This is a genomic window from Rhizobium atlanticum (genome assembly GCF_030182485.1).
Classification (GTDB): Bacteria; Pseudomonadota; Alphaproteobacteria; order Rhizobiales; family Rhizobiaceae; genus Rhizobium.
In genome coordinates, this window is record NZ_JAQJCJ010000011.1 from 30751 (window position 1) to 54902 (window position 24152).

20 protein-coding genes and 1 pseudogene are annotated in these 24152 nt (G+C 61.9%); 12 read left to right on the forward strand and 9 right to left on the reverse strand.

Features of this window, described 5'->3' with window-relative positions; genetic code table 11:
* Window positions 1-54 precede the first annotated feature (54 nt).
* A complete protein-coding gene (locus PH551_RS16990; protein WP_350223856.1) occupies window positions 55-1116 on the forward strand; it encodes an AraC family transcriptional regulator in 1062 nt (353 codons plus the stop codon).
* Here the strand turns inward: PH551_RS16990 and PH551_RS16995 are convergent.
* Both PH551_RS16995 and PH551_RS17000 read right to left on the reverse strand, forming a co-directional pair.
* Window positions 1113-1533 (reverse strand): annotated as a pseudogene (locus PH551_RS16995) (hypothetical protein). The gene PH551_RS16990 and the pseudogene PH551_RS16995 sit on opposite strands and share 4 nt — an antisense overlap.
* Entirely contained in the window at window positions 1523-1783 is a 261-nt protein-coding gene (locus tag PH551_RS17000; protein WP_285193884.1) for a type II toxin-antitoxin system Phd/YefM family antitoxin, read from the reverse strand. The pseudogene PH551_RS16995 and the gene PH551_RS17000 overlap by 11 nt, the downstream one beginning before the upstream one ends.
* Before the next feature lie 137 nt (window positions 1784-1920).
* Between PH551_RS17000 and PH551_RS17005 the strand changes: the two genes are divergently transcribed.
* The 5 genes from PH551_RS17005 to PH551_RS17025 are packed head-to-tail and all read left to right on the forward strand — an operon-like array spanning window position 1921 to window position 7831.
* Window positions 1921-3066 (forward strand): isovaleryl-CoA dehydrogenase, encoded by a 1146-nt coding sequence (locus PH551_RS17005; RefSeq protein WP_285193885.1) that lies wholly within the window; start codon window positions 1921-1923, stop codon window positions 3064-3066.
* On the forward strand, window positions 3063-4673 hold the full coding sequence (locus PH551_RS17010; protein ID WP_285193886.1) for a carboxyl transferase domain-containing protein: 1611 nt from the start codon (window positions 3063-3065) through the stop codon (window positions 4671-4673). Before PH551_RS17005 ends, PH551_RS17010 begins: the two co-directional genes overlap by 4 nt.
* Before the next feature lie 7 nt (window positions 4674-4680).
* Entirely contained in the window at window positions 4681-6546 is a 1866-nt protein-coding gene (locus PH551_RS17015; protein WP_285193887.1) for an acetyl/propionyl/methylcrotonyl-CoA carboxylase subunit alpha, read from the forward strand.
* Window positions 6546-6998: a MaoC family dehydratase gene (locus tag PH551_RS17020; protein ID WP_285193888.1), complete on the forward strand. Its 453-nt coding sequence runs from the start codon at window positions 6546-6548 to the stop codon at window positions 6996-6998. Before PH551_RS17015 ends, PH551_RS17020 begins: the two co-directional genes overlap by 1 nt.
* Window positions 6995-7831, forward strand: coding sequence for an HpcH/HpaI aldolase/citrate lyase family protein (locus tag PH551_RS17025; RefSeq protein WP_285193889.1), 837 nt, complete (start codon window positions 6995-6997; stop codon window positions 7829-7831). Before PH551_RS17020 ends, PH551_RS17025 begins: the two co-directional genes overlap by 4 nt.
* 17 nt (window positions 7832-7848) lie before the next feature.
* Here the strand turns inward: PH551_RS17025 and PH551_RS17030 are convergent, their stop codons facing one another.
* From PH551_RS17030 to PH551_RS17040, 3 genes are all read right to left on the reverse strand, one after another.
* Entirely contained in the window at window positions 7849-9300 is a 1452-nt protein-coding gene (locus PH551_RS17030; protein ID WP_285193890.1) for an efflux transporter outer membrane subunit, read from the reverse strand.
* Window positions 9301-9401: 101 nt separating this feature from the next.
* Window positions 9402-10661, reverse strand: coding sequence for a HAMP domain-containing sensor histidine kinase (locus PH551_RS17035; protein ID WP_285193891.1), 1260 nt, complete (start codon window positions 10659-10661; stop codon window positions 9402-9404).
* 2 nt (window positions 10662-10663) lie between these two features.
* Entirely contained in the window at window positions 10664-11350 is a 687-nt protein-coding gene (locus tag PH551_RS17040) for a response regulator (RefSeq protein WP_285193892.1), read from the reverse strand.
* Between the two features lie 230 nt (window positions 11351-11580).
* On the opposite strand from PH551_RS17040, the gene PH551_RS17045 reads away from it, so the two are divergent.
* The 3 genes from PH551_RS17045 to PH551_RS17055 all read left to right on the forward strand — a co-directional run bounded on the left by PH551_RS17045 (window position 11581) and on the right by PH551_RS17055 (window position 16787).
* On the forward strand, window positions 11581-12654 hold the full coding sequence (locus tag PH551_RS17045) for an efflux RND transporter periplasmic adaptor subunit (RefSeq protein WP_285193893.1): 1074 nt from the start codon (window positions 11581-11583) through the stop codon (window positions 12652-12654).
* On the forward strand, window positions 12654-15803 hold the full coding sequence (locus PH551_RS17050; RefSeq protein WP_285193894.1) for an efflux RND transporter permease subunit: 3150 nt from the start codon (window positions 12654-12656) through the stop codon (window positions 15801-15803). The genes PH551_RS17045 and PH551_RS17050 overlap by 1 nt, the downstream gene beginning before the upstream one ends.
* A 498-nt stretch (window positions 15804-16301) precedes the next feature.
* Complete coding sequence (locus PH551_RS17055; protein ID WP_285194035.1) at window positions 16302-16787, forward strand: c-type cytochrome; 486 nt, start codon at window positions 16302-16304, stop codon at window positions 16785-16787.
* A 20-nt stretch (window positions 16788-16807) separates the two neighbouring features.
* On the opposite strand, the gene PH551_RS17060 is transcribed toward PH551_RS17055, so the two are convergent.
* The 4 genes from PH551_RS17060 to PH551_RS17080 form a co-directional block, all read right to left on the reverse strand.
* Window positions 16808-17527, reverse strand: coding sequence for a ribonuclease activity regulator RraA (locus PH551_RS17060; RefSeq protein WP_285193895.1), 720 nt, complete (start codon window positions 17525-17527; stop codon window positions 16808-16810).
* Between the two features lie 14 nt (window positions 17528-17541).
* On the reverse strand, window positions 17542-19284 hold the full coding sequence (araD, locus tag PH551_RS17065) for an L-arabinonate dehydratase (RefSeq protein ID WP_285193896.1): 1743 nt from the start codon (window positions 19282-19284) through the stop codon (window positions 17542-17544).
* A gap of 82 nt (window positions 19285-19366) precedes the next feature.
* Window positions 19367-19489 (reverse strand): hypothetical protein, encoded by a 123-nt coding sequence (locus tag PH551_RS17070; RefSeq protein ID WP_285194041.1) that lies wholly within the window; start codon window positions 19487-19489, stop codon window positions 19367-19369.
* Between the two features lie 169 nt (window positions 19490-19658).
* Window positions 19659-20507 carry a beta-keto acid cleavage family enzyme gene (locus PH551_RS17080; protein WP_285193897.1) on the reverse strand — a complete coding sequence of 283 codons (849 nt, stop codon included), beginning with the start codon at window positions 20505-20507 and terminating at the stop codon, window positions 19659-19661.
* Window positions 20508-20603: 96 nt separating this feature from the next.
* Between PH551_RS17080 and PH551_RS17085 the strand changes: the two genes are divergently transcribed.
* From PH551_RS17085 to glnH, 3 genes are all read left to right on the forward strand, one after another.
* Window positions 20604-21494 carry a MurR/RpiR family transcriptional regulator gene (locus tag PH551_RS17085; RefSeq protein ID WP_285193898.1) on the forward strand — a complete coding sequence of 297 codons (891 nt, stop codon included), beginning with the start codon at window positions 20604-20606 and terminating at the stop codon, window positions 21492-21494.
* Window positions 21491-22813, forward strand: a complete 1323-nt coding sequence (locus PH551_RS17090; RefSeq protein ID WP_285193899.1) for an aspartate aminotransferase family protein — start codon at window positions 21491-21493, stop codon at window positions 22811-22813. Before PH551_RS17085 ends, PH551_RS17090 begins: the two co-directional genes overlap by 4 nt.
* A 568-nt stretch (window positions 22814-23381) precedes the next feature.
* Window positions 23382-24131, forward strand: a complete 750-nt coding sequence (gene glnH / locus PH551_RS17095; RefSeq protein ID WP_285193900.1) for a glutamine ABC transporter substrate-binding protein GlnH — start codon at window positions 23382-23384, stop codon at window positions 24129-24131.
* Window positions 24132-24152: the final 21 nt, after the last annotated feature.

Here is a 24152-nt window from a genome sequence, read left to right on the forward strand (position 1 = left end):
TCCTCCGAGCGCCACCGACACCCACGATTCTATTCATTCCCCCTATTGCAAGCGATGACAGAACTGCTCCATTATTTCGGACAGTTTTGCCATAGCGGGGATGGGATGGCCGAGATCGAGCGACGGATGATCGCGCCGGGTTTCATCGAGGAGGCGCTCGACAGCCTACGGCGGCTCGGCAAGCCGACAGCGCCGATCCTCGCCCGCGTGGGTCTATCGGCGGTCGACCAGCCGGTGTCGGCCGAAACCTATGGCGCGCTCTGGCTGGCAATCGCCGCCGAGCTCGACGACGAATTCTTCGGCATGAGCGGCCGACCGATGCGCAGCGGCAGTTTCACGCTGCTTTGCCATTGCGTACTGCACGCGCCGACGCTGGGGCAGGCGCTGCGCCGGGCGCTGCGTTTCCTCGACGTCGTGCTCGACGATCCCAGAGGGCGGCTCGTTATCCGCGACGGCCTTGCCGAGATCGAGCTCAGGGACAAGGGCGACACGCGCTCGGCCTTCGCCTACCGCACCTACTGGATCATCCTGCACGGCATCACCTGTTGGCTGGTCGGCCGACGCATCCCGATCCGGCTCGTCGATTTCCGCTGCGCCGAGCCGAAACAGGGCGCCGACTACCGACTGTTCTTCGGCGCGCCCGTGCGCTTCTCGCAACCCATCAGCCGCCTCGGCTTCGATAGCGCCCTGCTCGACCTGCCGATTTCGCGCAGCGAGCAGGCATTGAAACAGTTCCTGCGCGGCGCGCCCGCCAATATTCTCGTGCGCTACCGCTACGACGCCGGCATCGCCGCCGCCGTCCGCCGGCGCTTGAACCAGGCGACACCGGCCGCGTGGCGAAGCTTCGCCGAACTCGCCGCCGATATGCGCATGCGCCCTTCGACGTTGCGCCATCGCCTGCACGACGAGGGGCAGAGTTATGCCGCCATCAAGGACGACATCCGCCGGGATCTCGCCGTCGAATTGCTGCTGAACACCTCGAAAACAATCGGCGAGATTGCCGTCCAGCTCGGCTATTCCGAACCGAGCGCCTTCTTTCGCGCCTTCCGCAAATGGATGGGCAAGAGTCCCGAGGCCTTCCGTCGAGAGGAAGCCGGGGAACTCAACGTAGGTTAGTCGAACCGCTTAACCCGACCCGACTGACTTCGCGCTTTCGAGAACATAGCGGCAATATTCATCACAAAGGATTTGCTGAAGCGACCGAGGACCGCTTGATGAGGCTCAATGTACCAGGAGTGCTCGACGATATCGTGATTGTATTCGTCAACGACGATCCAGCTCTGTTTGAGATCTCCAAGACCGGCCCGTCGCCGCTCGATATCGGGAATTTTTAAGGCGGTCCTGCCCGCCTGTGGCGGCGGCGTGGTAATTGCCAGCAGGACGAGGTGTGTATTTCCATCACTGGCACTGCGGATTGCAATCACGACACAGACGGGCCGCTGTTTTCGTCCCTCGGTCTCGCCACGTTGCTGCTGCCATGCCCAGAGATAGGGATAGGTTATTCAGCTCGCCAGGACGAAACTCACGGCTCATGGTCGTAGCCTTCGCCCTGTGACAATCGCTCAATCGCCGCGCCAAAAAATTCGCCATGCTCGTCCGGCATCTGCGAGGTGCTATGCGCGCGGCGTGGATCTGTGCCACTGCGCATGCGTTCAAAGTGCTCATAGCTCATCAGCACGAAACGCGGCTTGTTGTGACGAGTGAGAACGACCGGCTCGCGGCTCGCGGCATCGGTGACGTCCCCGACCTGTTTGTTGAGATCACCTGTCGTAAACTGTCGCATCGAATGGCGTCTCCTATTCGATTTCCATATATTCCATGTTTTCCATATTTTCAAGAAAATGAAGTTCTCATACGCTTCATTCGGGGCACTTTGAACCTGCCGCAACCCGCGCTACATATCTCAGCGGGAGGAGTGCCATGTTTGATTTTTCGCTCGGCGAAACCGCGGATGCGATCCGCGAAACGACGGCGCGATTTGCCGCCGATCATATTGCTCCGCTCGCCGCGGAGATCGACGAAAGCAACACGTTTCCGCGCCAGCTCTGGCCTCAGATGGGCGCACTCGGCCTGCATGGCATCACCGTCGAGGAAGAATTCGGCGGCGCCGGTCTCGGTTATCTCGAGCACGTTGTCGCCATGGAGGAGGTCTCGCGCGCCTCGGCTTCAGTTGGCCTCAGCTACGGCGCCCATTCCAATCTCTGCGTCAATCAAATCCGCCGCTGGGCCTCGGCGGAGCAGAAACGCCGCCATCTGCCGAAGCTGATCTCCGGCGAACATGTCGGCTCGCTTGCGATGTCGGAGGTCGGCTCCGGTTCCGATGTTGTCTCCATGCGGCTGCGGGCCGAGAAAAAAGGCGACCGCTATATTCTGAACGGCACCAAGTTCTGGATCACCAATGCACCGCATGCCGACGTACTCGTCGTCTATGCCAAGACCGATGCGGCAGCCGGACCGAAAGGCATTTCCGCCTTCATCATCGAAAAAGCCCTGCCCGGCTTCAGCGTCTCTAAGAAGCTCTCCAAGCTCGGCATGCGCGGCAGCGATACGGCCGAACTGGTCTTTCAGGATTGCGAGGTGCCGGCCGAGGCGCTGATGGGCCGGGAGGGAGAAGGCGTGAAGATCCTGATGTCCGGCCTCGATTACGAACGCGCCGTGCTCGCCGCCGGCCCGCTCGGCATCATGCAGGCCTGCCTCGACGTGGTGCTGCCCTATGTGCGCGAGCGCAAACAATTCGGCAAGGCGATTGGCGAATTCCAGCTGATGCAGGGCAAGATCGCCGACATGTATGTCGCGCTGAATTCGGCGCGCGCCTATGTCTATTCCGTGGCGCGGGCCTGCGATGCCGGCTGCGCAACACGCACCGATGCGGCCGCCGCGATCCTCCTTGCCAGCGAGAATGCCGTGAAGGTGTCGCTGGAGGCAATTCAGGCGCTCGGCGGCGCGGGCTATACCAAGGAATGGCCGGTCGAGCGCTTTTTGCGCGACGCCAAGCTCTACGATATCGGCGCCGGCACCAACGAGATCCGCCGCTATCTGATCGGGCGGGAGCTCATCGCATCATGACGGTGATTTCCACTGCGATCGATCGCGACAGCGAAAGCTTCAAAGCCAATACCGCCAAAAACCGAGCCCTTATCGACGAACTCTACGAGCGTTCGGCGAAAGCGCGTGAGGGCGGATCGAAGGCGGCGCGCGAGCGCCACACGGCCAAGGGCAAGCTCGTGCCGCGCGACCGCATTCAGCTGCTGCTCGATGCCGGCAGCCCTTTCCTGGAGATCGGCACGCTGGCGGGGAACGGCATGTATCGCGACGAGGCGCCCGGTGCGGGCATCATATCGGGCATCGGCCGCGTTTGCGGCCGCGAGGTGATTATCGTCGCCAATGACGCGACGGTGAAGGGCGGCGCCTATTTTCCGATGACGGTGAAGAAACATCTCAGGGCGCAGGAAATCGCCCTGCAGAACCGGCTGCCCTGCATCTACCTCGTCGATAGCGGCGGCGCCAATCTTCCGCATCAGGCCGAGGTCTTTCCCGACCGCGATCATTTCGGTGCGATCTTCTACAATCAGGCGCAGATGTCGGCCGAAGGCATTCCGCAGATCGCCTGCGTCATGGGAAGCTGCACGGCCGGCGGCGCCTACGTGCCCGCCATGTCCGACGAGACGGTGATCGTACGCAATCAGGGCACGATCTTCCTCGCGGGTCCGCCCCTGGTCAAAGCCGCGACCGGCGAGATCATCTCGGCCGAAGAACTCGGCGGCGCCGAAACCCATGGCCGCCGATCCGGCGTCGTCGATCATGTCGCCGAGAACGACGAGCATGCGCTGCTTCTGGTGCGCGACATCGTCGCCAGCCTCAACAGCGTCAAATCGGTCGATATCGACATCCAGCCTTCGCGGTCGCCGAAGCTCGATCCCGACGACCTCTTTGGCCTCATTCCCGATGACGTGCGCTCGCCCTATGACGTGCGCGAGGTGATCGGCCGGATCGTCGATGGCTCGGAACTGCATGAGTTCAAACCTCTCTACGGCTCTACGCTGGTCTGCGGCTTCGCCCGCATCTGGGGCATGCCGGTCGCCGTCATCGCCAACGACGGCGTGCTCTTTTCCGAAAGCGCGCTGAAGGGTGCGCATTTCATTGAGCTCGCCTGCCAGCGCCGCGTGCCGCTGCTGTTTCTGCAAAATATCTCCGGTTTCATGGTCGGCGGCCGTTATGAGGCCGGCGGCATCGCCAAGGATGGGGCAAAGCTGGTGACGGCGGTAGCGACAGCGACCGTGCCGAAGGTCACCGTCATCATCGGCGGCAGCTTTGGCGCCGGCAATTACGGCATGTGCGGCCGCGCCTATCGCCCGCGCTTCCTCTTCACCTGGCCGAACAGCCGCATCAGCGTCATGGGCGGCGAACAGGCCGCCTCCGTGCTCGCCACCATCCGCCGCGACGCGATGGAGGCGCGCGGTGAGAATTGGTCTGTCGACGAGGAGGAGGCCTTCAAGGCGCCGATCCGCGCCGGCTACGAGGCTGAAGGCAATCCCTATTATGCTACGGCCCGCCTTTGGGACGACGGCATCATCGACCCGCGCCAGACACGCGATGTGCTGGGCCTTGCCTTTTCCGCCTGCCTGAATGCGCCGATCCCGAAAGGGCCGCGCTTCGGCCTGTTTCGGATGTGAGGCGGCAATGATGGAAAGCCTTCTCATTGCCAACCGGGGCGAAATTGCCCGCCGCATCATCCGCACGGCAAAGACTGCCGGCATCCGTACGATCGCCGTCTATTCCGAAGCCGATGCCGGCCTGCCCTTCGTCGAAGAAGCGGACGAGGCAATCGCCATCGGCCCGCCGCCGGCCCGCGAAAGCTATCTTTCCGAGGCACGGATCCTGGAGGCCGCCCGCAAAACCGGCGCGGCCGCGATCCATCCCGGTTATGGCTTCCTGTCGGAAAATGCCGAATTTGCCGAAGCGGTCGAGAAGGCCGGCGTCATCTGGGTCGGGGCACCGCCGGCCGCAATCCGGGCGATGGGACTGAAGGACGCCGCGAAAGAATTGATGCAGGCGGCAGGCGTGCCCGTCACCCCCGGCTATCTCGGGCCGGACCAGAGCGAAGCCAGGCTCGCGGCCGAGGCAGATGCCATCGGTTATCCCGTCCTCATCAAGGCGGTTGCCGGCGGCGGCGGCAAGGGTATGCGCCGTGTCGACCGGGCGCAAGATTTCGCCGAACTTCTCGCCTCCTGCCATCGTGAGGCCGCCGCCGCCTTCGGTGACGACCGCGTCCTGCTTGAACGCTATATCGCCAATCCGCGTCATATCGAGGTGCAGGTCTTCGCCGACCAGCACGGCAACTGCGTCCACCTCTTCGAGCGCGATTGCTCGCTGCAGCGCCGTCACCAGAAGGTCATCGAGGAAGCCCCTGCTCCGGGGCTCGATGCCGCCACGCGCGCGGCGATCTGCGATGCGGCGGTGAAGGCCGCAAAAGCGGTGAATTACGTCGGCGCCGGCACCATCGAATTCATTGCCGACGCTTCCCAAGGCCTGCATCCCGACCGTATCTGGTTCATGGAGATGAACACGCGCCTGCAGGTGGAACATCCGGTCACCGAGGCCATAACGGGCGAGGATCTGGTGCTCTGGCAACTGAAGGTCGCGAGCGGCGAGCCGCTGCCGAAAAGCCAGGACGAGATTTCCATGAACGGCTGGGCCTTCGAAGCCCGGCTCTATGCCGAAAATCCCGCCGCGGGTTACCTGCCCTCGACCGGCCGGCTCGAACATCTCAGACTCCCCACGACCGTCCGCATCGACAGCGGCGTCGAACAGGGCGATGAGATCACCGCCTTTTACGATCCGATGATCGCCAAGATCATCGCGCATGGACCGACCCGAGAGACAGCTCTTTCGAAGCTCGCAGCCGCCTGCGCCGAGATCGAGGTCTGGCCGGTTCGATCCAATGCGGGCCTACTCGCCCGCGTCGCCACCGACCCCGATTTCTCCGCCGCCCGGATCGACACCGGTTTCCTCGACCGCCACGGTGAAAGCCTTGTGGAGGAGGAGCCGGCTGAGACGACAATCGACAAAGCGGCCACCGCACTTTCGAAGACCGCGAATGTGGATCCCTGGTCGGCGCTGACCGGTTTTCGCATCGCCGGGCCAGGCGACGGCCGCGTGCGGGTGCGCATCGACGGCCATCTCCACTGGGGGCGCGTGCGCCCCGGCCTTGAGGCGAATGCCGTCGAGGTCGACGCGAAGACCGTGCTTTTCGACGCCGGGAATGCCTGGACGATCGGCCTGCCCCATGCGGGCGAAGTCGAGGCAAGCCAGGGTTCGGGCGACGGCGCCATTCTTTCGCCCATGCCCGGCCTCGTCATAGCGGTCGATGTCGCCGAAGGCGACACTGTTGCCAAGGGGGATCGCCTGCTGACGGTCGAAGCAATGAAGATGGAACATACGCTGCGCGCGCCCTTCGACGGCATCGTTGGCAAATTACAGGTTTCCACGGGGGTCCGGGTTTCGGAAAACCAGCTTGTTGTCACCGTAATGAAGGAGCAAGCGTGATGGCTGGCCGCTATTTCGACGAATGGACAGTCGGCGAGCGCATCGCCCACGAGATCCGCCGCACGGTCACCGAGACCGACAACCTGCTGTTCACGACGCTGTCCCACAATCCGCAGCCGCTGCATCTCGATGCCGACTACGCCGCCGGAACGGAATTCGGCCGCATCGTCGTCAACGGGACCTTCACCTTTGCCCTCACAGTCGGCCTTTCGGTCGGCGACACTACGCTCGGCACGCTCGTCGCCAATCTCGGCTATGACAAGGTGACGATGCCGAAGCCGGTCTTCATCGGAGATACGCTGCGGGTGGAAACCGAGGTGACGGAGCTGCGCCGCTCAAACTCCCGCCCCGATGCTGGCATCGTCACTTTCCGGCATGTCACGTTGAACCAGCGTGACGAGATCGTCTGCCAGTGCCTGCGCACGGCAATGCTGAAGGTCAAACCGTCATGAGGCTGCGCTCGCTGCTCTTCGTGCCCGGCGACCGGCCGGAGCGCTTCGAGAAAGCGCTCGCCTCCGGCGCCGATGCTGTCATTCTCGATCTGGAAGATTCGGTTGCGCCCCCAAACAAGCCGCGAGCCCGGGAAGCCGTGCACGAATTCACCCTGCGCCATGCCGGCGAGGCCGCTCTGCTGATCCGCGTCAATCCACTGACCTCCCCCGAATTCGAAGCCGATCTTGCCTCTCTGAACGGCCTTCATCCTTTCGCCGTCATGCTGCCGAAGGCCGAGGGTGCCGCTTCCGTGCTGACGCTCGCAGGCGCTCTCGCCTCCACCATTCCCATTCTGCCCATCGCGACAGAAACGCCGTCGGCGATCTTCGAGATCGGCAGCTACCGCGACGTCTCGGGGAACCTTTGCGGCCTGACCTGGGGCGCCGAGGACCTGCCGGCCGCGATCGGGGCTTCGACCGCACGCAGAACCGACGGTCGTTATACGCCGCCTTACGAGCTTGCCCGCTCGCTCACGCTGTTCGCAGCCCATGCCGCCGCCGTTCCTGCAATCGATACGGTCTATCCCGATTTCCGCGATCTCAACGGTCTCAGGGCCTATGCCGGCCGCGGCCGGCGCGACGGCTTTTCCGGCATGATGGCCATCCATCCCGACCAGGTCGAAGCGATCAACCACGCCTTCACACCTGACACCGCCGAGATCGCCTGGGCCGAGAAAGTCGCCGCCGGCTTTGCGGCCAGGCCGGACGCCGGCGTCATCCAGCTTGACGGACGTATGCTTGACCTGCCGCATCTCAAACTTGCGCTGCGCATTCTGGAAAGCGCCGGACGATAGGCCAACCTTCCAGATAATCAACCCGACTTTGCCGTTTGCCTGGAGGCCGCCTGCTCCGGCTCGAGGTAACCGGCGCCGATGGCGACATAGAGGTCCACATAATCCTTCGCGACCTGCTGCACGGTGGCAGCGAGGCTTTCCTGAGCGTCGGAGACCGAACGCTGCGCGTCCAAGACGTCGAGCAGCGACGAGGCGCCGTCTTTGTAGCTGGTTGTGGAAAGCGCCAGCGATTCCTGCGCCGTCTGCACCTGCCTGCGCAACGGTCCCAGCGCCTGGGTGTCGTGGCGAACGGCAGAAAGCGCGTTCTCGACCTCTTCGATCCCGTTCAGCACCGCGGCTTTCCACGCCAGATATTGGCTTCTGGCATCGGATTTCTCGATATCGACATTGGCCCGCAATTTACCGCCATCGAAGATCGGCAGGGTGAGCGCCGGCCCGAAGGACCAGCTGGTCAGGCTTGCGCCGCGGGCGCTTGACGATTTGACCCAGCTTGGCGAAATCGAGCCGGAGAGCGAGATCGATGGGTAGAGCTGGGCTTCGGCTGCACCGATATCGGCCACAGCGGCCGCAAGCTCGCGTTCGGCCTTTCTTATATCGGGACGGTTGCGGATGAGATCAGCCGGGATGCCGGCACGAATGTCGCCGCGGAACACCGGCTGGCCTGTATTCTTGCGCAGCTCGTCCGTAAGCGAAGCTGCCGGCATTCCGAGCAGAGTGGCAATGTGATGGGCCGATTCAGTGAAGCTCTGTTCGAGGTCGGGTATGTCGGACTTTGTCGATTGTACCAGGCCCTCGGCCTGGACGACGTCGAGCCGGGAGGCCGCACCGGCTTTCAGCTGCAGCTGTGTGAGTTCATAAGTCTGCTGGCGGGATTTCAAACTCGCCTGTGAAAGCGCGATCCGCTCCTGATAATAGCGGGCGTCGATATAGCTCACGACCAGGTCTTTCAGGAAGGTGAGCTTTGCATTGTCGGCCGTCGCATAAGCGGCTCCCAGCGAGGCGATGGCGCTCTCTTTCGAACGACGGTACTGGCCGAAGACGTCGAGCAGCCAGGAAAAGCTGGCATTGACGCCTGACGTGTTAGTAGTGCCGACCGTGGTGCGCAGCCGCCCCTTCTCGCCGGACAGGGTATGCGACCCGTCGACCGTCAGGCTCGGCAGGGCGCCTGCACCGGCGACCGTGACGTTGGCGGAAGCGGAGTTGATGCTTTCGAGCGCCTGCAGCACATCGAGGTTCTCGCTGAGGCCGTGAGTGACCAACCCATCGAGCTTCTTGTCGCGATAGGCCGTCCACCACTCGGCAGTCACGACATCGCCGTTGCTCTTATTACTCCCCGCTTCGAATTTGGCGGGAAGCGGCATCTCAGGGGGAACGTGATCCGGGCCGCTGACGCAGCCTGTCAGCAGCAGTGGGAATGTGGATGCGGCGTAGCGGAGGGATGATAGTCTTCTGCGAAGCGACGTACTCACTGGCGAGCCTTCTGAACCGGGATCGTGGGTTCAGGCTTAGCGAGGCCAGCGTTAATGGCGGTTAAGAAACTGTAAAGTTAGGTAAAACCCGGCAGAGGGGATCAGCGCTTTCGGGGAAGCTCCAGTGTGATCGCCAACCCCCCCGCCTCCGGCAACGACGCATGCACACGCCCGCCGTGGCGTTCGATGGCCTGTCTAGTGATGGCGAGACCAAGACCGTATCCGCCTCTCGGCACCGCCTCTTTCCCGCGAGAGAACGGCTGGAAGATCCGTTCGAGCTCATCCCGTTTGACGCCCGGCCCCCGATCCGTGACGCAGATTTTGAGGCGGTCGTCTGCTGTCTCGCAGGACACGGAGATGAACGAATGCTCGGCTGTGTATTTGACCGCGTTACGAACGACGTTTTCCAGCGCCCGGTAGATCAGCTCACCTTCGACCTCGGCCCGGAAGACACCCTCGACGCTCGTCGTGATCGAGACCTCCCGTGCCTGGGCTTCGAAGGCCGCATCGCCGAGAATTTCGTTCAGCAGCTCGATGACATCGACGATCTGCGTCTTCAGCGGCAGGCCGGATCCCGCCGTCAGCCTGGCAAGCGTCAGAACTTCGCCCACCAGTGCATCGAGCCGTTCGACCTCCCGGTCCATCCGGTCCAGCATGGCGCCGAGTTTGGCCGGGCTTTGCCGGAGCACGCCGACGGCGGCCTGCAGCCGGGACAAAGGCGAACGCAGTTCATGAGAAACGTCGTGAAACAATCTCTGCTGCGCGTCCTGAAGTTCCTGAAGCCGTGCGGCGCTCGAATCGAAGTCATGGGCAAGCGCTGTCACCTCGTCCTTCCGGCCGGCCATCTTTTCGCCGATGCGGAAGTCGAAGCGGCCATGCGCAAGCGCGCTCAAGCCATCGCGCAAATGCACCACGGGGCGGATGAGGTATCGTGCCAGTGCCCAGGCGGATATCGTGCTGGAGATCAGGATCGTGAGCCACGGCATAAACGGGCCAAAATTTTCGAAGGTGAAAGTGGGAGGGGCTGGCAGGAATATCCGATAGCAGATCCCCTCCTTCAGAACGGATCGCGTATCAGCCGCCTTCGGATCCGAACAGGCATCGGGTTTTGCGGTTTTGGAGATGGTCAGACCGTGCGGCAGCGTCTCTTCACTTGAACGCACGAAATATGCTGCCGCTTCCTCGCCGTCCCTCGCAAGCACATTTGCGGTTAGGTTCAACGCGATCGACCGTCGCTCCTGTTCCAGTTCCCGCGCAAAAGGAACGCCTTGGAGAAGGTTGACGAGCAGGATGATCACGCCGACGGTCGTGGTCAGCGTCAGCCAGATGATCGCGAAGAACTTCCAGAAAAGCCGGGGCATGGTCAATCCACGAGAAGTTGATAGCCCTGACCGCGAACGGACTGGATCCAGGATTGTCCGTCCTCCCTCAGTCCGAGCTTCTGGCGAACGCTGCTGATATGGACGTCGATCCGGCGATCGAACGGGGTGAGCGGCTTGCCGAATGCGCGCTTGGAAATATCCTGCTTCGACACCAGCTGGCCGGCGCTGCGGGCGAGAACTTCGAGCAGGCTGAACTCCGTGCCGGTCAGCTCCAAAGCTTCGCCGCGCCATTCGGCGCTTCTGCTGCCGGAATGGATCACGAGCTCTCCTGCCCTCACCGTATCAGTCGACAGGCCGGCGGGCGGCTGGCCCGCGCGTCGTAGGATGGCGCGCAGCCTCGCGGCGAGTTCACCCGGCGAACATGGCTTCGGCACATAATCGTCGGCGCCGAGATTGAGACCGGATATCCTGTCCACATCGTCGCCTCTGGCCGTCAGCATCAGCACGGGTACGTGGCTGAGCTTCCTGATCCGCTGCAGCACTTCGATGCCATTCATGCGGGGCATCATGATGTCGAGCACGATGATATCGACCGTATTGCCGGCAGCCGCGGCAATGGCGGCGCGCCCGTCGGTGTCGGTTACGACGTCATATCCTTCCTCGACCAGATATTCCTGCAGAAGCGTCGTCAGCTCCGCATCGTCGTCGATCAGGAGAACCTTGTTCATTCGCGTTGTCCGTCATTAATCCCCGCAAGCCATACAGCACAAACACAGTCACGCAGCCAAGTTTTACCCAACTTAACACTAACTTGACCGCACTTAACGTTCGCCCGGTTACATAACTGCCATGACATCGTCGCGCGCTGAAAGCCGGTTGCCGTGCATGAGCGGCAATCCTTCAGTCGATTGCGCCGATCGGGAAAGGCACCGATGCCTTGACCACAAGGAGTGCGTCGTTGAGAAAACCGTCCAGACTATTCGCGGCCGCCGTCGTTGCGATGGCGCTGTTCTCTCCCCTCCGCAACGCCATGGCCGAGCAGGCCGCGGCAACCGCCCTCACCGTCTCTTTGACGGCGCCGGCTCAGCGGGGCTGGCCCGAGACCGTTCCCGCGAGCGGGTGGCTGAAGCCGTGGCAGGAAGCGGTGATCGCGTCCGAGACGAGCGGCCTGCGCATCACCGATGTTCTGGTCGATGTCGGTTCCGTGGTGACGAAGGGCCAGACGCTCGTGCGGCTTTCCCAGGAGAGCGTGCTTGCCGATCTTCGCAAGCAGGAGGCCGCCGTCGCGACCGCCAAGGCAAGCCTTGCGAAGGCCAAAGCCAATGCCGACCGGGCGCGGCAGCTGCAGCCTTCGGGGGCGCTCTCCGACGAGAAGATCGTCGAGTATCTCGCCGACGAGCAGACGGCGACGGCAAGTCTTGCCTCAGAAGAGGCCGCACTCGACAGCGAAAAGATCAAGCTTGCGCAGACGACCATTACCGCCGTCGATGACGGTCTCATCACCTCGCGTTCCGCCGATCTCGGCGCTGTCGTCTCCGCCGGCACCGAATTGTTCCGCATGGTCCGCCAGCAGCGGATCGAATGGCAGGCGGAGGTTTCCTCGCGTTACCTGCCGCGCATTTCGCAAGGCCTGAGCGTCAAGGTCAACGGGCTTGAGGGCCACGCCATCGAGGGCAAGGTAAGACTTGTCGGGCCGTCGGTCAGCACCGATACCAGCCGGGCAATTGTCTATGTCACGTTGCCGGTCGACGCCCATGCGCGCACGGGCCTTTATGTCACGGGCGACATCGAGCTCGAGACATCGCCGGCGCTGACCGTGCCCGAGACCGCAATCGTGTTCCGGGACGGGATCAGTTACGTCTTCACAGCAAGCGAGGATCAGCGGGTGCAAAGGATCCGGGTGGAAACCGGCCGTCGCAACAATGGCGAGGTGGAAATCGTCTCCGGCATAGATCGCACATCGAAGGTGGTGACCTCAGGCGGCGCGTTCCTCTCGGACAATGATCTCGTGAAGATCGCGGAGAAAAACTGATGAACTTTTCGTCATGGTCGATCCGCAACCCCGTCCCGGCGATATTGCTGTTTGTGATGCTGACCGCCGGCGGGCTGCTCGCCTTCAAGAAACTGGCGGTTCAGAACTTCCCCGATATGGATCTTCCGACGATCAGCGTCACGGCGACGCTCGACGGCGCGGCGCCGACACAGCTCGAAACGGAGGTCGCCCGCACCATCGAAGATAGTCTCGCGGCCTTGAGCTATCTCGACCATATCACCACGACCATTACCGACGGCACCGTCTCGATCAAGGTTTCCTTCAAGCTGGAGAAAGACAGCGAAGCGGCGCTGAACGAAGTTCGCAACGCCGTCGATAGCGTCAAGGGCGACCTTCCGGCGCAAATGGAGACGCCTGTCGTCACCAAGGTTACGGTGCAGGGCTCGGCATTGGTCACCTATGCCGTCCGCTCGACTGCACTCAACGAATCCGAGCTTTCCTGGTTTATCGACAATGATCTGACCAAGGCGCTGCTGTCGGTGCCCGGGGTCGGGCAGGTCAACCGCGTCGGCGGGATCGACCGCGAAGTTCACGTGGATCTCGATCCCGCGACAATGGCGTCGCTCGGGGTCACCGCGGCGACCGTGTCGTCGCAGCTGAAGGCCGTGCAGGCCGATACCTCAGGCGGCCTTGGCGAAATCGGCGGTACCCGGCAGACCCTTCGCACGCTCGGGGCCGTAGCCTCGGTCGATGATTTGAAGGGGCTTAGAATTCCCCTGGCCAACGGCCAGCAGGTTCGTCTCGACGACGTCGCATCCGTCAGCGACAGTTTCGCGGAGCGGTCCTCGATGGCCTATCTCGACGGCAAACCGGTAATCGCCGTCGAGATCAAGCGCTCGAACGGTTTTTCCGACAGCGGCGTCGCCGGAGATGTCGACAAGGCGATGAAACAGTTTGCCGCCAAACATTCCAACGTGGAGATCGATGAAGCCTACAGCACAATCGGGCCGATCATCGACAACTACGATGGTTCGATGCATATGCTCTACGAAGGGGCGATTCTGGCAATCATCGTCGTCTGGCTTTTCCTTCGCGACTGGCGCGCGACGATCCTATCGGCCGTGGCTCTGCCCTTGTCCGTGATTCCCACCTTCCTCATCATGTATTTTGCCGACTTCAGCCTGAATGTCATTACGCTGCTGGCGCTGTCGCTGGTGGTCGGTATTCTCGTCGACGACGCCATCGTCGAGATCGAGAACATTGCCCGCCACCTGCAGATGGGCAAGCGGCCGATCGATGCCGCCCTCGAAGCCGCCAACGAGATCGGGCTTGCCGTCATCGCAACCACCTTCACGCTGGTCGCGGTCTTTCTGCCGACGGCCTTCATGAGCGGTATTCCGGGACTTCTGTTCCGGCAGTTCGGGGTCACGGCCGCCGTCGCCGTCCTTGCCTCGCTCGTGGTCGCCCGCCTGCTGACGCCGATGATGGCAGCCTATTTCATGAAGGCCGCCCCTCCAACGCAGGAAAAGGATGGGCACATCATGCGCGCCTATCTGGCAATCGTGAAAGCTGCCATGAACCGCCGGAAGACCACCGTGGCCGTAACCGCCATTGTCGTCGCGCTTTCTCTCTCCACCATTCCGCTGCTGAAATCCGGCTTCCTGCCGGCTTCGGACGACGCGCGCACCCAGATCACCCTGACCATGCAGCCGGGCGCCACGATCGAACAAACGGATGCCGCGACCAGGAAGGCCGCCGATCTCGTCGGCAAGCTCAAGGATGTCACGCATGTCTTTTCCTCGGTCGGTTCCGCATCCTCCGGCGGCGCTGTCAACGCCTCCACCACGAGCAGCGTCGGATCCGCCACGATCGTCGCCGTGCTGTCGCCGATCGGCGAGCGTGACCGCAAGCAGTCGGAAATCGAAAACGACATCCGGCAGGCTCTGTCGGTCCTTCCCGGCGTGCGGATCGCCGTCGGCAATGGCGCCAACGGGACCAAGCTCGAGATCACCCTTGCCAGTGACGATGCCAGCGCCCTCGACAGCGCAAGCACGGCACTCGAGGAGCAGCTCCGCACGCTGAACGGCATCGGAGCGGTGACATCGACCGCGGCAAGGCAGGCGCCCGAGATCCAGATCACGCCCGATTTTGCGCGCGCGGCTGCGCTCGGGGTGACGTCGAGCGCCATCGCCGAGGCGGCGCGCGTGGCGACGAATGGCGAATATTCCGCCAATCTGCCAAAGCTCAACCTGCCGCAGCGCCAGATTCCGATCGTCGTCCGCTTCAGCCCGGAGTCGCGCACCAGCCTTGACGATATCAAGAACATGCGGGTGGCGGGCACGAACGGGAATGTCGATCTCGGATCGATCGCGGATATCCGCATCGGCGGCAGCCCCTCGGAAATCGATCGCATCGACCGGATGCGCAATGTCACCGTATCGGTCGAACTCAACGGCCGCATCCTCGGCGACGTCAACCGCGAGGCACAGGCGCTGCCGGCGCTCCAGCATCTGCCCTCAGGCGTCACACTTGTCGAGCAGGGCGAACTTCAGCGCAGCTCGGAACTGTTCCAGAGCTTCGCGCTGGCAATGGCAATCGGCGTGTTCTGCATCTACGCGGTCCTCGTCCTGCTCTTCCACGATTTCCTGCAGCCGCTCACCCTGCTGATGGCCCTGCCGCTCTCGCTCGGCGGCGCGCTGGTGCCGCTGGTGGTGACCGGGACCAGCTTCTCGCTGGCCGCCGTCATCGGGCTGCTCATGCTGATGGGCGTGGTGACGAAGAACTCCATCCTCCTCATCGAATACGCGATCATGTCGCGCCGCCAGGGCATGTCCAGGTTCGATGCCCTCGTCGACGCTTGCCATAAGCGCGCCCGGCCGATCGTCATGACCACCATCGCCATGGCTTGCGGCATGCTTCCGGTCGCTCTCAGCCTGACCGGCGGCGATTCGAGCTTCCGGCAGCCGATGGCGATCGTGGTAATCGGAGGCGTGATGATGTCGACGCTGCTCAGCCTCGTCGTCATCCCCGTCATCTTCACCTTCGTGGATGACCTGGACGAGGCGCTCAAGCGTCTTTTCCGTCGAGCCGAACCGGAAACCTCCGAGAGCGCACCGGAAGCTTCAAACGATCACGCGGCAATCACCTTCCAGCCCGAGCAATCGCGGCGAGGGGGAGGTCGACGATGATCGCCTTCCGCCGAGCGATCAGCCGGATAGTCCCACGCCCGCTGCGGGCGAGGCTCGGTGAATCTTGATGGCAAGCTCTTCGGTCGAGTTCCCTCCCCCGGAACAAGACCGCGGGACGTGTTCCCCCGCAGGCGGCATCATGCCGCCTGCGCGTCCTGCCATGCGTTCGACAACGGCTCCATCGCTTCGAAATCGGGCAAGGTGCCGCTGGTGGCCGACCGCCCCGAGCGAAGCGACAACATTCCGGCTGTCGCGGATTGAATAGCAGCTGCCGCGCCGCCCCGTGCTCGCGAAAATACATGGAGGCCTGCTTCGTCGTGGCCCTTTTTCACTGCTGGCCTGGCGGCCCGCGCCCGTGCAATTCCATTAATTCGAAGTGGCTAATATATCGAACAACTTCATCGTGATATTCAGTCCTTTACGGCTGCGAGCGGCTGTAGCACGGAGGGTAAAATGTTTCGATTGAGCGTTCGGCTTGGATTTTTAGCTGCTTGTGTGATGGAGCTACCGTTGAGCATGGCAGCAGCGGCCGATGATCCGCAGATTGCGCGCGGCGAATATCTCGTCACGGTCGGCGGGTGCAACGACTGCCACACACCGGGATATCTCTTTGGAAAGCCGGACACCTCGCGATTTCTCGGTGGATCGGACGTCGGTTTTGAGATCCCGGGCCAAGGCGTTTTTATCGGCCGCAACATCACGCCTGACAAGGAGACCGGCATCGGCAGCTGGACCAGGGAACAGATTGTGACTGCTCTTCAGACCGGGCAGCGGCCTGATGGTCGCGTCCTGGCGCCGATCATGCCATGGCAAGCATTCGCGCAGCTCACCGACGAGGACGTGACATCAATTGCAGCGTACCTTCAAAGCCTAAAACCGGTAGCTAATCAGGTTCCAGGACCCTTCAAGCCGGGGGAGAAGGTTTCAACCTTTTTGTTCCGGATCTTGCCGCCGGGTGAAACCGCAGCCAGCGCGCCAAACTAAAAAGTGACGGATGCTGCGCGTCACCGGCCGCTCCTGGCGCGCCAGGCGGCGAATTCCTCGAGATGGCGCGGCTGCGTTGCCGGATAGAGACCGATGATCGACTGGCCAGCCAGCACGCGCTCGGTTACGAAATCCTCATAGGCGGTCATTTCCACAGCCTCCTCGGCAATCTCGTCGGCCAGTTCCGCGGGAATGACGATCACCGCTTCATCGTCGCCGACCATGATATCGCCCGGCCAGACCGCCACGTCGCCGCAACCAATCGGCACGTTGATGTCGAGCGCCTGGTGCAGCGTCAGGTTCGTCGGCGCCGAGGGCCGATTGTGATAAGCAGGGATCGACAGCCCGGCTATTTCGGGACTGTCGCGGAATCCGCCATCGGTGACGACACCTGCCACGCCGCGCACCATCAGCCGCGTGACGAGGATTGAGCCGGCGGAGGCGGCGCGCGGATTCTTGCGGCTGTCCATCACCAGCACGGCGCCCGGCGGGCAGCTTTCGACGCAGGCGCGCTGCGGGTGTTCGGGATTGCGGAAAACCTCGAGCTTGTTCAGGTCTTCGCGCGCCGGAATGTAGCGCAGCGTATAGGCCGGCCCGACCATGTTGCGGCCTTTACGGGCGACCGGCTGAACATCCTGGATCGTCTGGTTGCGCAGGCCGCGCTTGAAAAGCGCCGTGCTGATGGTGGCGACGCTGACCCGCATGAGTTTGTCGCGCGTGGTGTCCGAAAGTGTCGTCATTCCTGCGTGTCCTCCTAGAAGATGTCCGGTTCTCCGGCTGCAGCGCCGAATTCGGGCAGCAGATAATCGAAATCGCAACCCTTGTCGGCCTGGCTGACATGGGAGGCGTACATCCAGCCGTAGCCGCGGCCGAAACGATCGGCCGGCTTCGTCCAGGCGGCGCGGCGCCGGATCAGCTCCTCCTCGTCGACCAGCATATCCAGCCGGCGGTTCGGAATATCGATCCTGACGATGTCGCCGTTGCGCAGCAGAGCGAGCGGGCCACCGACATGGGCTTCGGGCGCCACGTGCAGCACGCAGGCGCCATAGCTGGTGCCGCTCATGCGCGCATCCGACAGCCGCAGCATGTCGCGATGTCCTTGCTTCAGCAGCGCCTTGGGCATCGGCAGCATGCCCCATTCCGGCATGCCGGGACCGCCGAGCGGTCCGGCATTGCGCAGCACCATCACATGATCAGGCGTCACATCAAGCGTTTCGTCCTCGACCGCCGCCTTCATGTCGGGGTAACTGTCGAAGACCAGAGCCGGGCCTTGATGGACATGGAAGCGCGGGTCGCAGGCCACTGGCTTGATCACCGCACCATCGGGCGCCAGATTGCCCTTGAGCACGGCAAGTGAGCCCTCCGGATAGATCGGATTGGAAGGCGGCCGGATCACGTCGTCATTATAAATCTTGGCATCGGCCAGCGCTGCGCCCAGCGTTTCGCCCGAGACCGTCAATGCGTCGAGATCGAGCCGCTCGCGGACCTGCGACATCAGCGCCAGAAGACCGCCGGCATAGTAGAAATCCTCCATCAGATATGTCTTTCCGGACGGACGGACATTGGCGATGACCGGAGTGACGCGGCCCAGCGCGTCGAGATCGTCAAGCGTCAGCTCGATCCCTCCCCTGTGCGCCATGGCGAGGAGATGGATGACCGCGTTGGTGGAACAGCCGGTCGCCATGGCGACCGTCGCGGCATTGCGAATGGCCGCCGGGGTGACGATCCGGTCCGGCGTCAGATCTTCCCAGACCATCTCGACGATCCGCCGGCCAGTCTGGGCCGACATGCGGATATGATTGGCATCGGCTGCGGGAATCGAAGAGACCCCTGTCAGCGTCAGTCCCATCGCATCGGCCATCGCCGTCATCGTCGAGGCGGTGCCCATCGTCATGCAATGGCCGTAGGAGCGCGCAATGCCGGCTTCGATGCCCGCCCATTCTTTGTCCGATATCGTTCCCGCGCGCCGCTCATCCCAGTATTTCCAGGCGTCCGAACCGGAACCGAGCTGCTGGCCCGCATAATTGCCCCGCAGCATCGGCCCGGCCGGCAGGTAGATCATCGGCACGCCGGCGCTGAGCGCGCCCATAATGAGGCCCGGCGTGGTCTTGTCGCACCCTCCCATCAGCACCACGCCATCGACGGGGTGGGCGCGGATCTGCTCTTCGGTCTCCATCGCCAGGAGGTTGCGGTAGAGCATGGTCGTGGGCTTCATGAAGTTTTCCGACAGCGCCAGCGCCGGCATCTCCACCGGAAAGCCGCCGGCCTGCAGCACGCCGCGCTTCACGTCTTCGACGCGATGCTTGAAATGGGCGTGGCAGGGATTGAGGTCCGACCAGGTGGAGAGGATGCCGATCAGCGGCTTGCCGGCCCAGTCGCCGGCATCGTAGCCCATCTGCATCAGGCGCGAGCGATGGCCGAAGCCGCGCAGGTCCTCGGATGCGAACCAGCGGGCCGATCGCAGCTCCCCCGGTGTCTTGACGGTTTTCAACGACATGCCGATCTGCCTCCACAATTGACATAGCTTGAAGTGTCCGAGGCCAGCAAGATACAGGCTCCCGGCTGAACGTCCACGGATGTCAAGAGAGTCGCTCAATCGCTTCGAAATCAGGCAAGGCGCCAAGCTGCTCGTCTGTGCCGAACTGTTCGTTGCCGTCAACCGTCACCCGGTAGTCGGGCAAGGGGTCAAGCGTGCCCGACATAGAAATATGTCGGTTTATCTGGCCGTGTCGGTCATGATCTCGGTCGGCTGAGGGTCGGTCTCCTGCTCCAGCACGATCGCGAGCAGATTGAGGCTGTCGCGCAGAGTGCCAGGAATGGTAATGGCGTCGAGGCCGGTAAACCCGACATTAGGAAGGGACCGACCGACGTTTAGGCCTGACCGCAAAGCTGATTCAACGACAATCGCAGGTCGGAACCGCTCTGAATAGTTACTCCCATCGTGTGGAGCGATTTTTTGACTGGTTCAACCAGCTTCGCGTTTGCCTCCGCCAACATACCACCCGGTTGCCAAAGATTATTCTCGAAACCCACCCGAACGTGTCCACCGAGGAGAGCGCCTGCGGCCACACAAGCCGCCTCATGACGTCCGAAGGCACAGACGCTCCAATGGGCAAAGCGTGGCATCTCGGCCCCAAGAAACGGCAGCAGATCTCGCGGCTGAGACAACTGATTGACCGCATAGCGGCCGAGCACGAATAAAGTCGGTATGTCATTCCATGGAACAAGTCCGCGTCGCATCATGTCGGCAAGACGGAGAGCCTCTGCCCGGTCGTAAAGAATAATCTGGGGCAGGACCCGTTCCTTTTTCATCCATGACAAAAGGTTCGCAAACTCTGATTCATATGTTTCATCAGGAACAAGTTCGCGCAGGGCCAGAGACGCTGCTTCCGGTTTGACGGTCTTGACAATCGCTATCTGCTCCTGCGGTCGATACACTCCAAGCGCTTCGCTGGTGATCTGAACAATCATCCGATCGCCCACCTCAGCCTCTATGGCGGCGATGACGGCGTGATAGGCGTCGGCGTCAAGCAGATGCGAGCCATCGGGCTTGCGGACATGCACGTGTATCATGGCGGCGCCAGCCTCAAGGCATTCCGCCGCCGTTTGTGCCAACTCGGCCGGCGTCAGGGGTATGGCTGGATGATCAATCTTCGTACGGCGCCCTCCGTTGGGCGCGACGGCTATTGCAATCGATTTCAAAGCAGTTTCTGCATTCATCTTCGTCAACTTGCCTAAGGGCGATCCATATAGATCATTATATCACATACTGAAACATACGTTGCAATTTAAATCGAACCCATGTAGGTAACGACCATGAACCAGGGACCTTTGGCAGGAGCGATCATCAAGGCGTTCGACGGCATGTCGGCCCAGCTACAAGCGGCCGCACGTTACGTGCTCGACCATCCAAGCGATGTCGCCCTGCTGTCCATGCGGGAACAAGCGCGCCAGGCTGGCGTACAGCCGGCAACCATGACGCGCTTTGCGAAATATCTTGGCCTGGCTGGCTATGACAATGTCCGGGATCTCTATGCCGAGGCGATGCGCGGTGCGGATGGTGGTTTTGCGGGCAAGGCCGGAGCCCAGGCCTTGAGCCAGAAGCTGAAGGGCGACCACGCTCTTGCGGCGGAAATGCTGAATTCGATCGGCGGGCAGATCGCCCGGCTTGCCGAGCCGCGATCCCTCGATCGGATCGTCAATGCCGCGTCGACATTGGCAAAGGCTCGCCGCGTCTACTGCCTGGGGCTGCGCGCCAGCCACTCTATCGCTTGGCATCTTTATTACATCCTGACGCTGATCGGCGAAAAATCGACCATGCTCGATGGCATCGCCGGGACAGGCGCGGATGCGATCGGCACGGCAACGGCGGAAGACGTTTTGCTCGTCGCAAGCGTTCTGCCTTACACCCGGGCAACAATCGAAATTGCCGAATACGCCCAAAGCCGCGGCATCAAGGTCGTCGCCATCACCGACAGCGAAGTCGCGCCGCTCGCACAATTCGCAACGGCGACCATCCTGGTCTCGACTGAGGGTCCATCTTTCTTTCATACCATGTCACCAGCCTTCGCCGTCGCCGAGGTTTTGGGCGCGCTGCTCGCGGGCCAAGGGGGAGAAGAGGCCGTCCAGGCGCTCCGCCGTTTCGACGAGCAGCTGGCCGCATTCAACATCCACCTAAAGCCAAGAAACATGAAGAGATCGCCATGACGCACCTTCTCCACCGGGCTATTCACGCGCAGCTCCCCGTCGCCGTCGCCGGCAAGGGTATCGAACTCTTCGACGCCGATGGAAAAGCCTATATCGACGCGTCCGGAGGCGCTGCCGTATCCTGCCTCGGGCACGGACATCCCGATGTGATCAAGGCGCTGCATGAGCAGCTGGACAAAATGGCCTATGCGCATACCGGCTTCTTCACCACCGAAGTGGCGGAGAAACTTGCGGATCGGCTTGTTGCTGATGCGCCCGCCGGGCTCGATCACGTCTATCTCGTCAGTGGTGGTTCGGAAGCCGTCGAAGCAGCGCTGAAGATGGCACGGCAATATTTCGTGGAAAAAGGCGAGACACAGCGACGTCACGTCATCGCACGCCGTCAGAGCTATCACGGCAACACGCTGGGCGCGCTTGCCACCGGCGGCAACGAATGGCGCCGGTCACAATTTAAACCGCTGCTGATCGAGACGCATCATATCGACCCCTGCTACGCCTATCGCTTCCAGAGAGAAGGGGAGAGCGACGAAACATACGCAGCCCGCGCCGCACAACAGCTGGAAGACAAGATTCTGGAGCTGGGCGGCGACCAGGTTATCGCGTTCGTCGCCGAAACGGTCGTCGGCGCCACGATCGGCGCCGTTCCGCCGGTCCCCGACTATTTCAAGCGCATCCGGGCGATCTGCGACAAATATGGCGTTCTGCTGATCCTTGACGAGGTGATGTGCGGGATGGGTCGCACCGGCACATTGCACGCCTGCGAGCAGGATGGCATTGCGCCGGACCTGATGACGATCGCCAAGGGGCTTGGCGGCGGATATCAGCCGGTCGGCGCGGTGCTTTTATCCGGCGCGATCTTCGAGGCCTTCGCCGGCGGCTCCGGCTTCTTTCAGCATGGACACACCTATATGGGCCATCCGATGGCGGCGGCCGCCGGCCTTGCCGTGCAGGAGATTCTGAAGCGCGATGGCTTGCTCGCCAACGTCATCGAAATGGGCAGCCATCTTGAAACGAGGCTAAACGAACGGTTTGGCAACCACCATCATGTTGGTGACATCCGGGGGCGTGGCCTGTTCCAGGGTATCGAGCTCGTCAGCGACCGGGCGACGAAGGCCCCCTTCGACCCGGCGCTGAAACTCAATGCGCGCATCAAGAAGGAAGCCATGGCTCGCGGGCTGATGGTCTATCCGATGGGTGGAACGATCGACGGGAAGACGGGCGATCACGTCCTGATGGCGCCGCCTTTCATCGTGAACCGGCAGGATATCGATACCATCGTCGAACGTCTTGGCGATGCCGTCGATGCGTCCATCCGGTGAGGTGACGCGCTAAAAAGCGCGCGCCCAGGTCATTCAGAGAGACTAAAACAGCCATGATGAACATCTTCAGGGCCTCGCGGCCTCATGCCTTCTGCTGACCTGCACGATCCCAGCAGCCGGCGCCTCAGATGTTGGCCCCGACGCTTCAAAAGAGCAAGGATACCGCGACAATCACGATCGGGCTCGAAGGTTAGCGCCCTTCAAGCGAGCTGTGTAACAATTTGTGATCTATTTGTTTCCTGATTAAATTTTATGATCTAAGTGGATCATATTTGATCGAGTTGGATATTTTCCAGGCGCAGCCAGCAAGCGGCGATTTCGCATCAGTATTTTCGCATTCCGCTAACTAATTGAAATCGCTTGATATCCGCGCGATCGACGTCCTGCAGACCCTTAATTTGCGGTTTTCCTTAACTGCGAACGGCATCTCGCTGCTGGGCTACTCATACATACCCTGTCAGCGTATCGCGCAAATTTTGAATGCGACAACACAATAAAAGCATTCTATATTTGCAATCGTTGACCAAAGGCAAAGGCCGATGCTTTTTGCCCAAAAAGGGGAACTCACATGAAACTGAGATTTGCATACCTGCTTGGAGCCGCCGTCACGGCGACAATCGCACTCTCGCTTCCGGCACAGGCCGCCGATCTGATCGTGGCCACCGATACGGCATTCGTGCCGTTCGAATTCAAGGAAGGCGACAAGTATGTCGGCTTCGATATCGACCTCTGGGATGCGGTCGCCAAGGACGTTGGCGTCACTTATACGTTGCAGCCGATGGACTTTAACGGCATCATCCCCGCCCTTCAAACCAAGCAGGTCGATGTCGGCCTCGCCGGCATCACAATCAAGGACGAGCGCAAGAAGGTCATCGATTTCTCGGACGGCTATTATGACAGCGGCTTCCTATTGATGGTTCCGACGGACAGCACCATCAAGGGGCCGGAGGATCTCAAGGGCAAGACGCTCGCCGTCAAGACGGGAACATCAGCAACCGACTACGCCAAGGAAAACTTCAAGGATACGGAGCTTCGCCTATTCCCCAATAGCGACAATGCCTATCTGGAAGTCGCGACCGGTCGCGCCGACGCCGCGATGCACGACACGCCGAACGTGCTCTATTACATCAAGACCAACGGTCAGGGTAAAGTGAAGACCGTCGGTGCCCAGATGATGGCACAGCAGTACGGCATGGCCTTTCCCAAGGGAAGCGAGCTTGTCGCCAAGGTCAACGTCTCGCTGGCCAAGTTGAAGGCCAACGGCACCTACAGCGCCATTTACAAGAAGTGGTTCGGCACCGAACCACCGAAGAGCTGATCTCCAAACGAGTTTACCAGC

Bases quoted from the DNA above. Each gene is read 5' to 3' on its own strand.
- PH551_RS16990 (WP_350223856.1), top strand. From the start codon at position 55: ATGACAGAACTGCTCCATTATTTCGGACAGTTTTGCCATAGCGGGGAT.
- PH551_RS17000 (WP_285193884.1), bottom strand. From the start codon at position 1,783: ATGCGACAGTTTACGACAGGTGATCTCAACAAACAGGTCGGGGACGTC.
- PH551_RS17005 (WP_285193885.1), top strand. From the start codon at position 1,921: ATGTTTGATTTTTCGCTCGGCGAAACCGCGGATGCGATCCGCGAAACG.
- PH551_RS17010 (WP_285193886.1), top strand. From the start codon at position 3,063: ATGACGGTGATTTCCACTGCGATCGATCGCGACAGCGAAAGCTTCAAA.
- PH551_RS17015 (WP_285193887.1), top strand. From the start codon at position 4,681: ATGATGGAAAGCCTTCTCATTGCCAACCGGGGCGAAATTGCCCGCCGC.
- PH551_RS17020 (WP_285193888.1), top strand. From the start codon at position 6,546: ATGGCTGGCCGCTATTTCGACGAATGGACAGTCGGCGAGCGCATCGCC.
- PH551_RS17025 (WP_285193889.1), top strand. From the start codon at position 6,995: ATGAGGCTGCGCTCGCTGCTCTTCGTGCCCGGCGACCGGCCGGAGCGC.
- PH551_RS17035 (WP_285193891.1), bottom strand. From the start codon at position 10,661: ATGCCCCGGCTTTTCTGGAAGTTCTTCGCGATCATCTGGCTGACGCTG.
- PH551_RS17040 (WP_285193892.1), bottom strand. From the start codon at position 11,350: ATGAACAAGGTTCTCCTGATCGACGACGATGCGGAGCTGACGACGCTT.
- PH551_RS17050 (WP_285193894.1), top strand. From the start codon at position 12,654: ATGAACTTTTCGTCATGGTCGATCCGCAACCCCGTCCCGGCGATATTG.
- PH551_RS17055 (WP_285194035.1), top strand. From the start codon at position 16,302: ATGGAGCTACCGTTGAGCATGGCAGCAGCGGCCGATGATCCGCAGATT.
- PH551_RS17060 (WP_285193895.1), bottom strand. From the start codon at position 17,527: ATGACGACACTTTCGGACACCACGCGCGACAAACTCATGCGGGTCAGC.
- araD (WP_285193896.1), bottom strand. From the start codon at position 19,284: ATGTCGTTGAAAACCGTCAAGACACCGGGGGAGCTGCGATCGGCCCGC.
- PH551_RS17070 (WP_285194041.1), bottom strand. From the start codon at position 19,489: ATGTCGGGCACGCTTGACCCCTTGCCCGACTACCGGGTGACGGTTGAC.
- PH551_RS17080 (WP_285193897.1), bottom strand. From the start codon at position 20,507: ATGAATGCAGAAACTGCTTTGAAATCGATTGCAATAGCCGTCGCGCCC.
- PH551_RS17085 (WP_285193898.1), top strand. From the start codon at position 20,604: ATGAACCAGGGACCTTTGGCAGGAGCGATCATCAAGGCGTTCGACGGC.
- PH551_RS17090 (WP_285193899.1), top strand. From the start codon at position 21,491: ATGACGCACCTTCTCCACCGGGCTATTCACGCGCAGCTCCCCGTCGCC.
- glnH (WP_285193900.1), top strand. From the start codon at position 23,382: ATGAAACTGAGATTTGCATACCTGCTTGGAGCCGCCGTCACGGCGACA.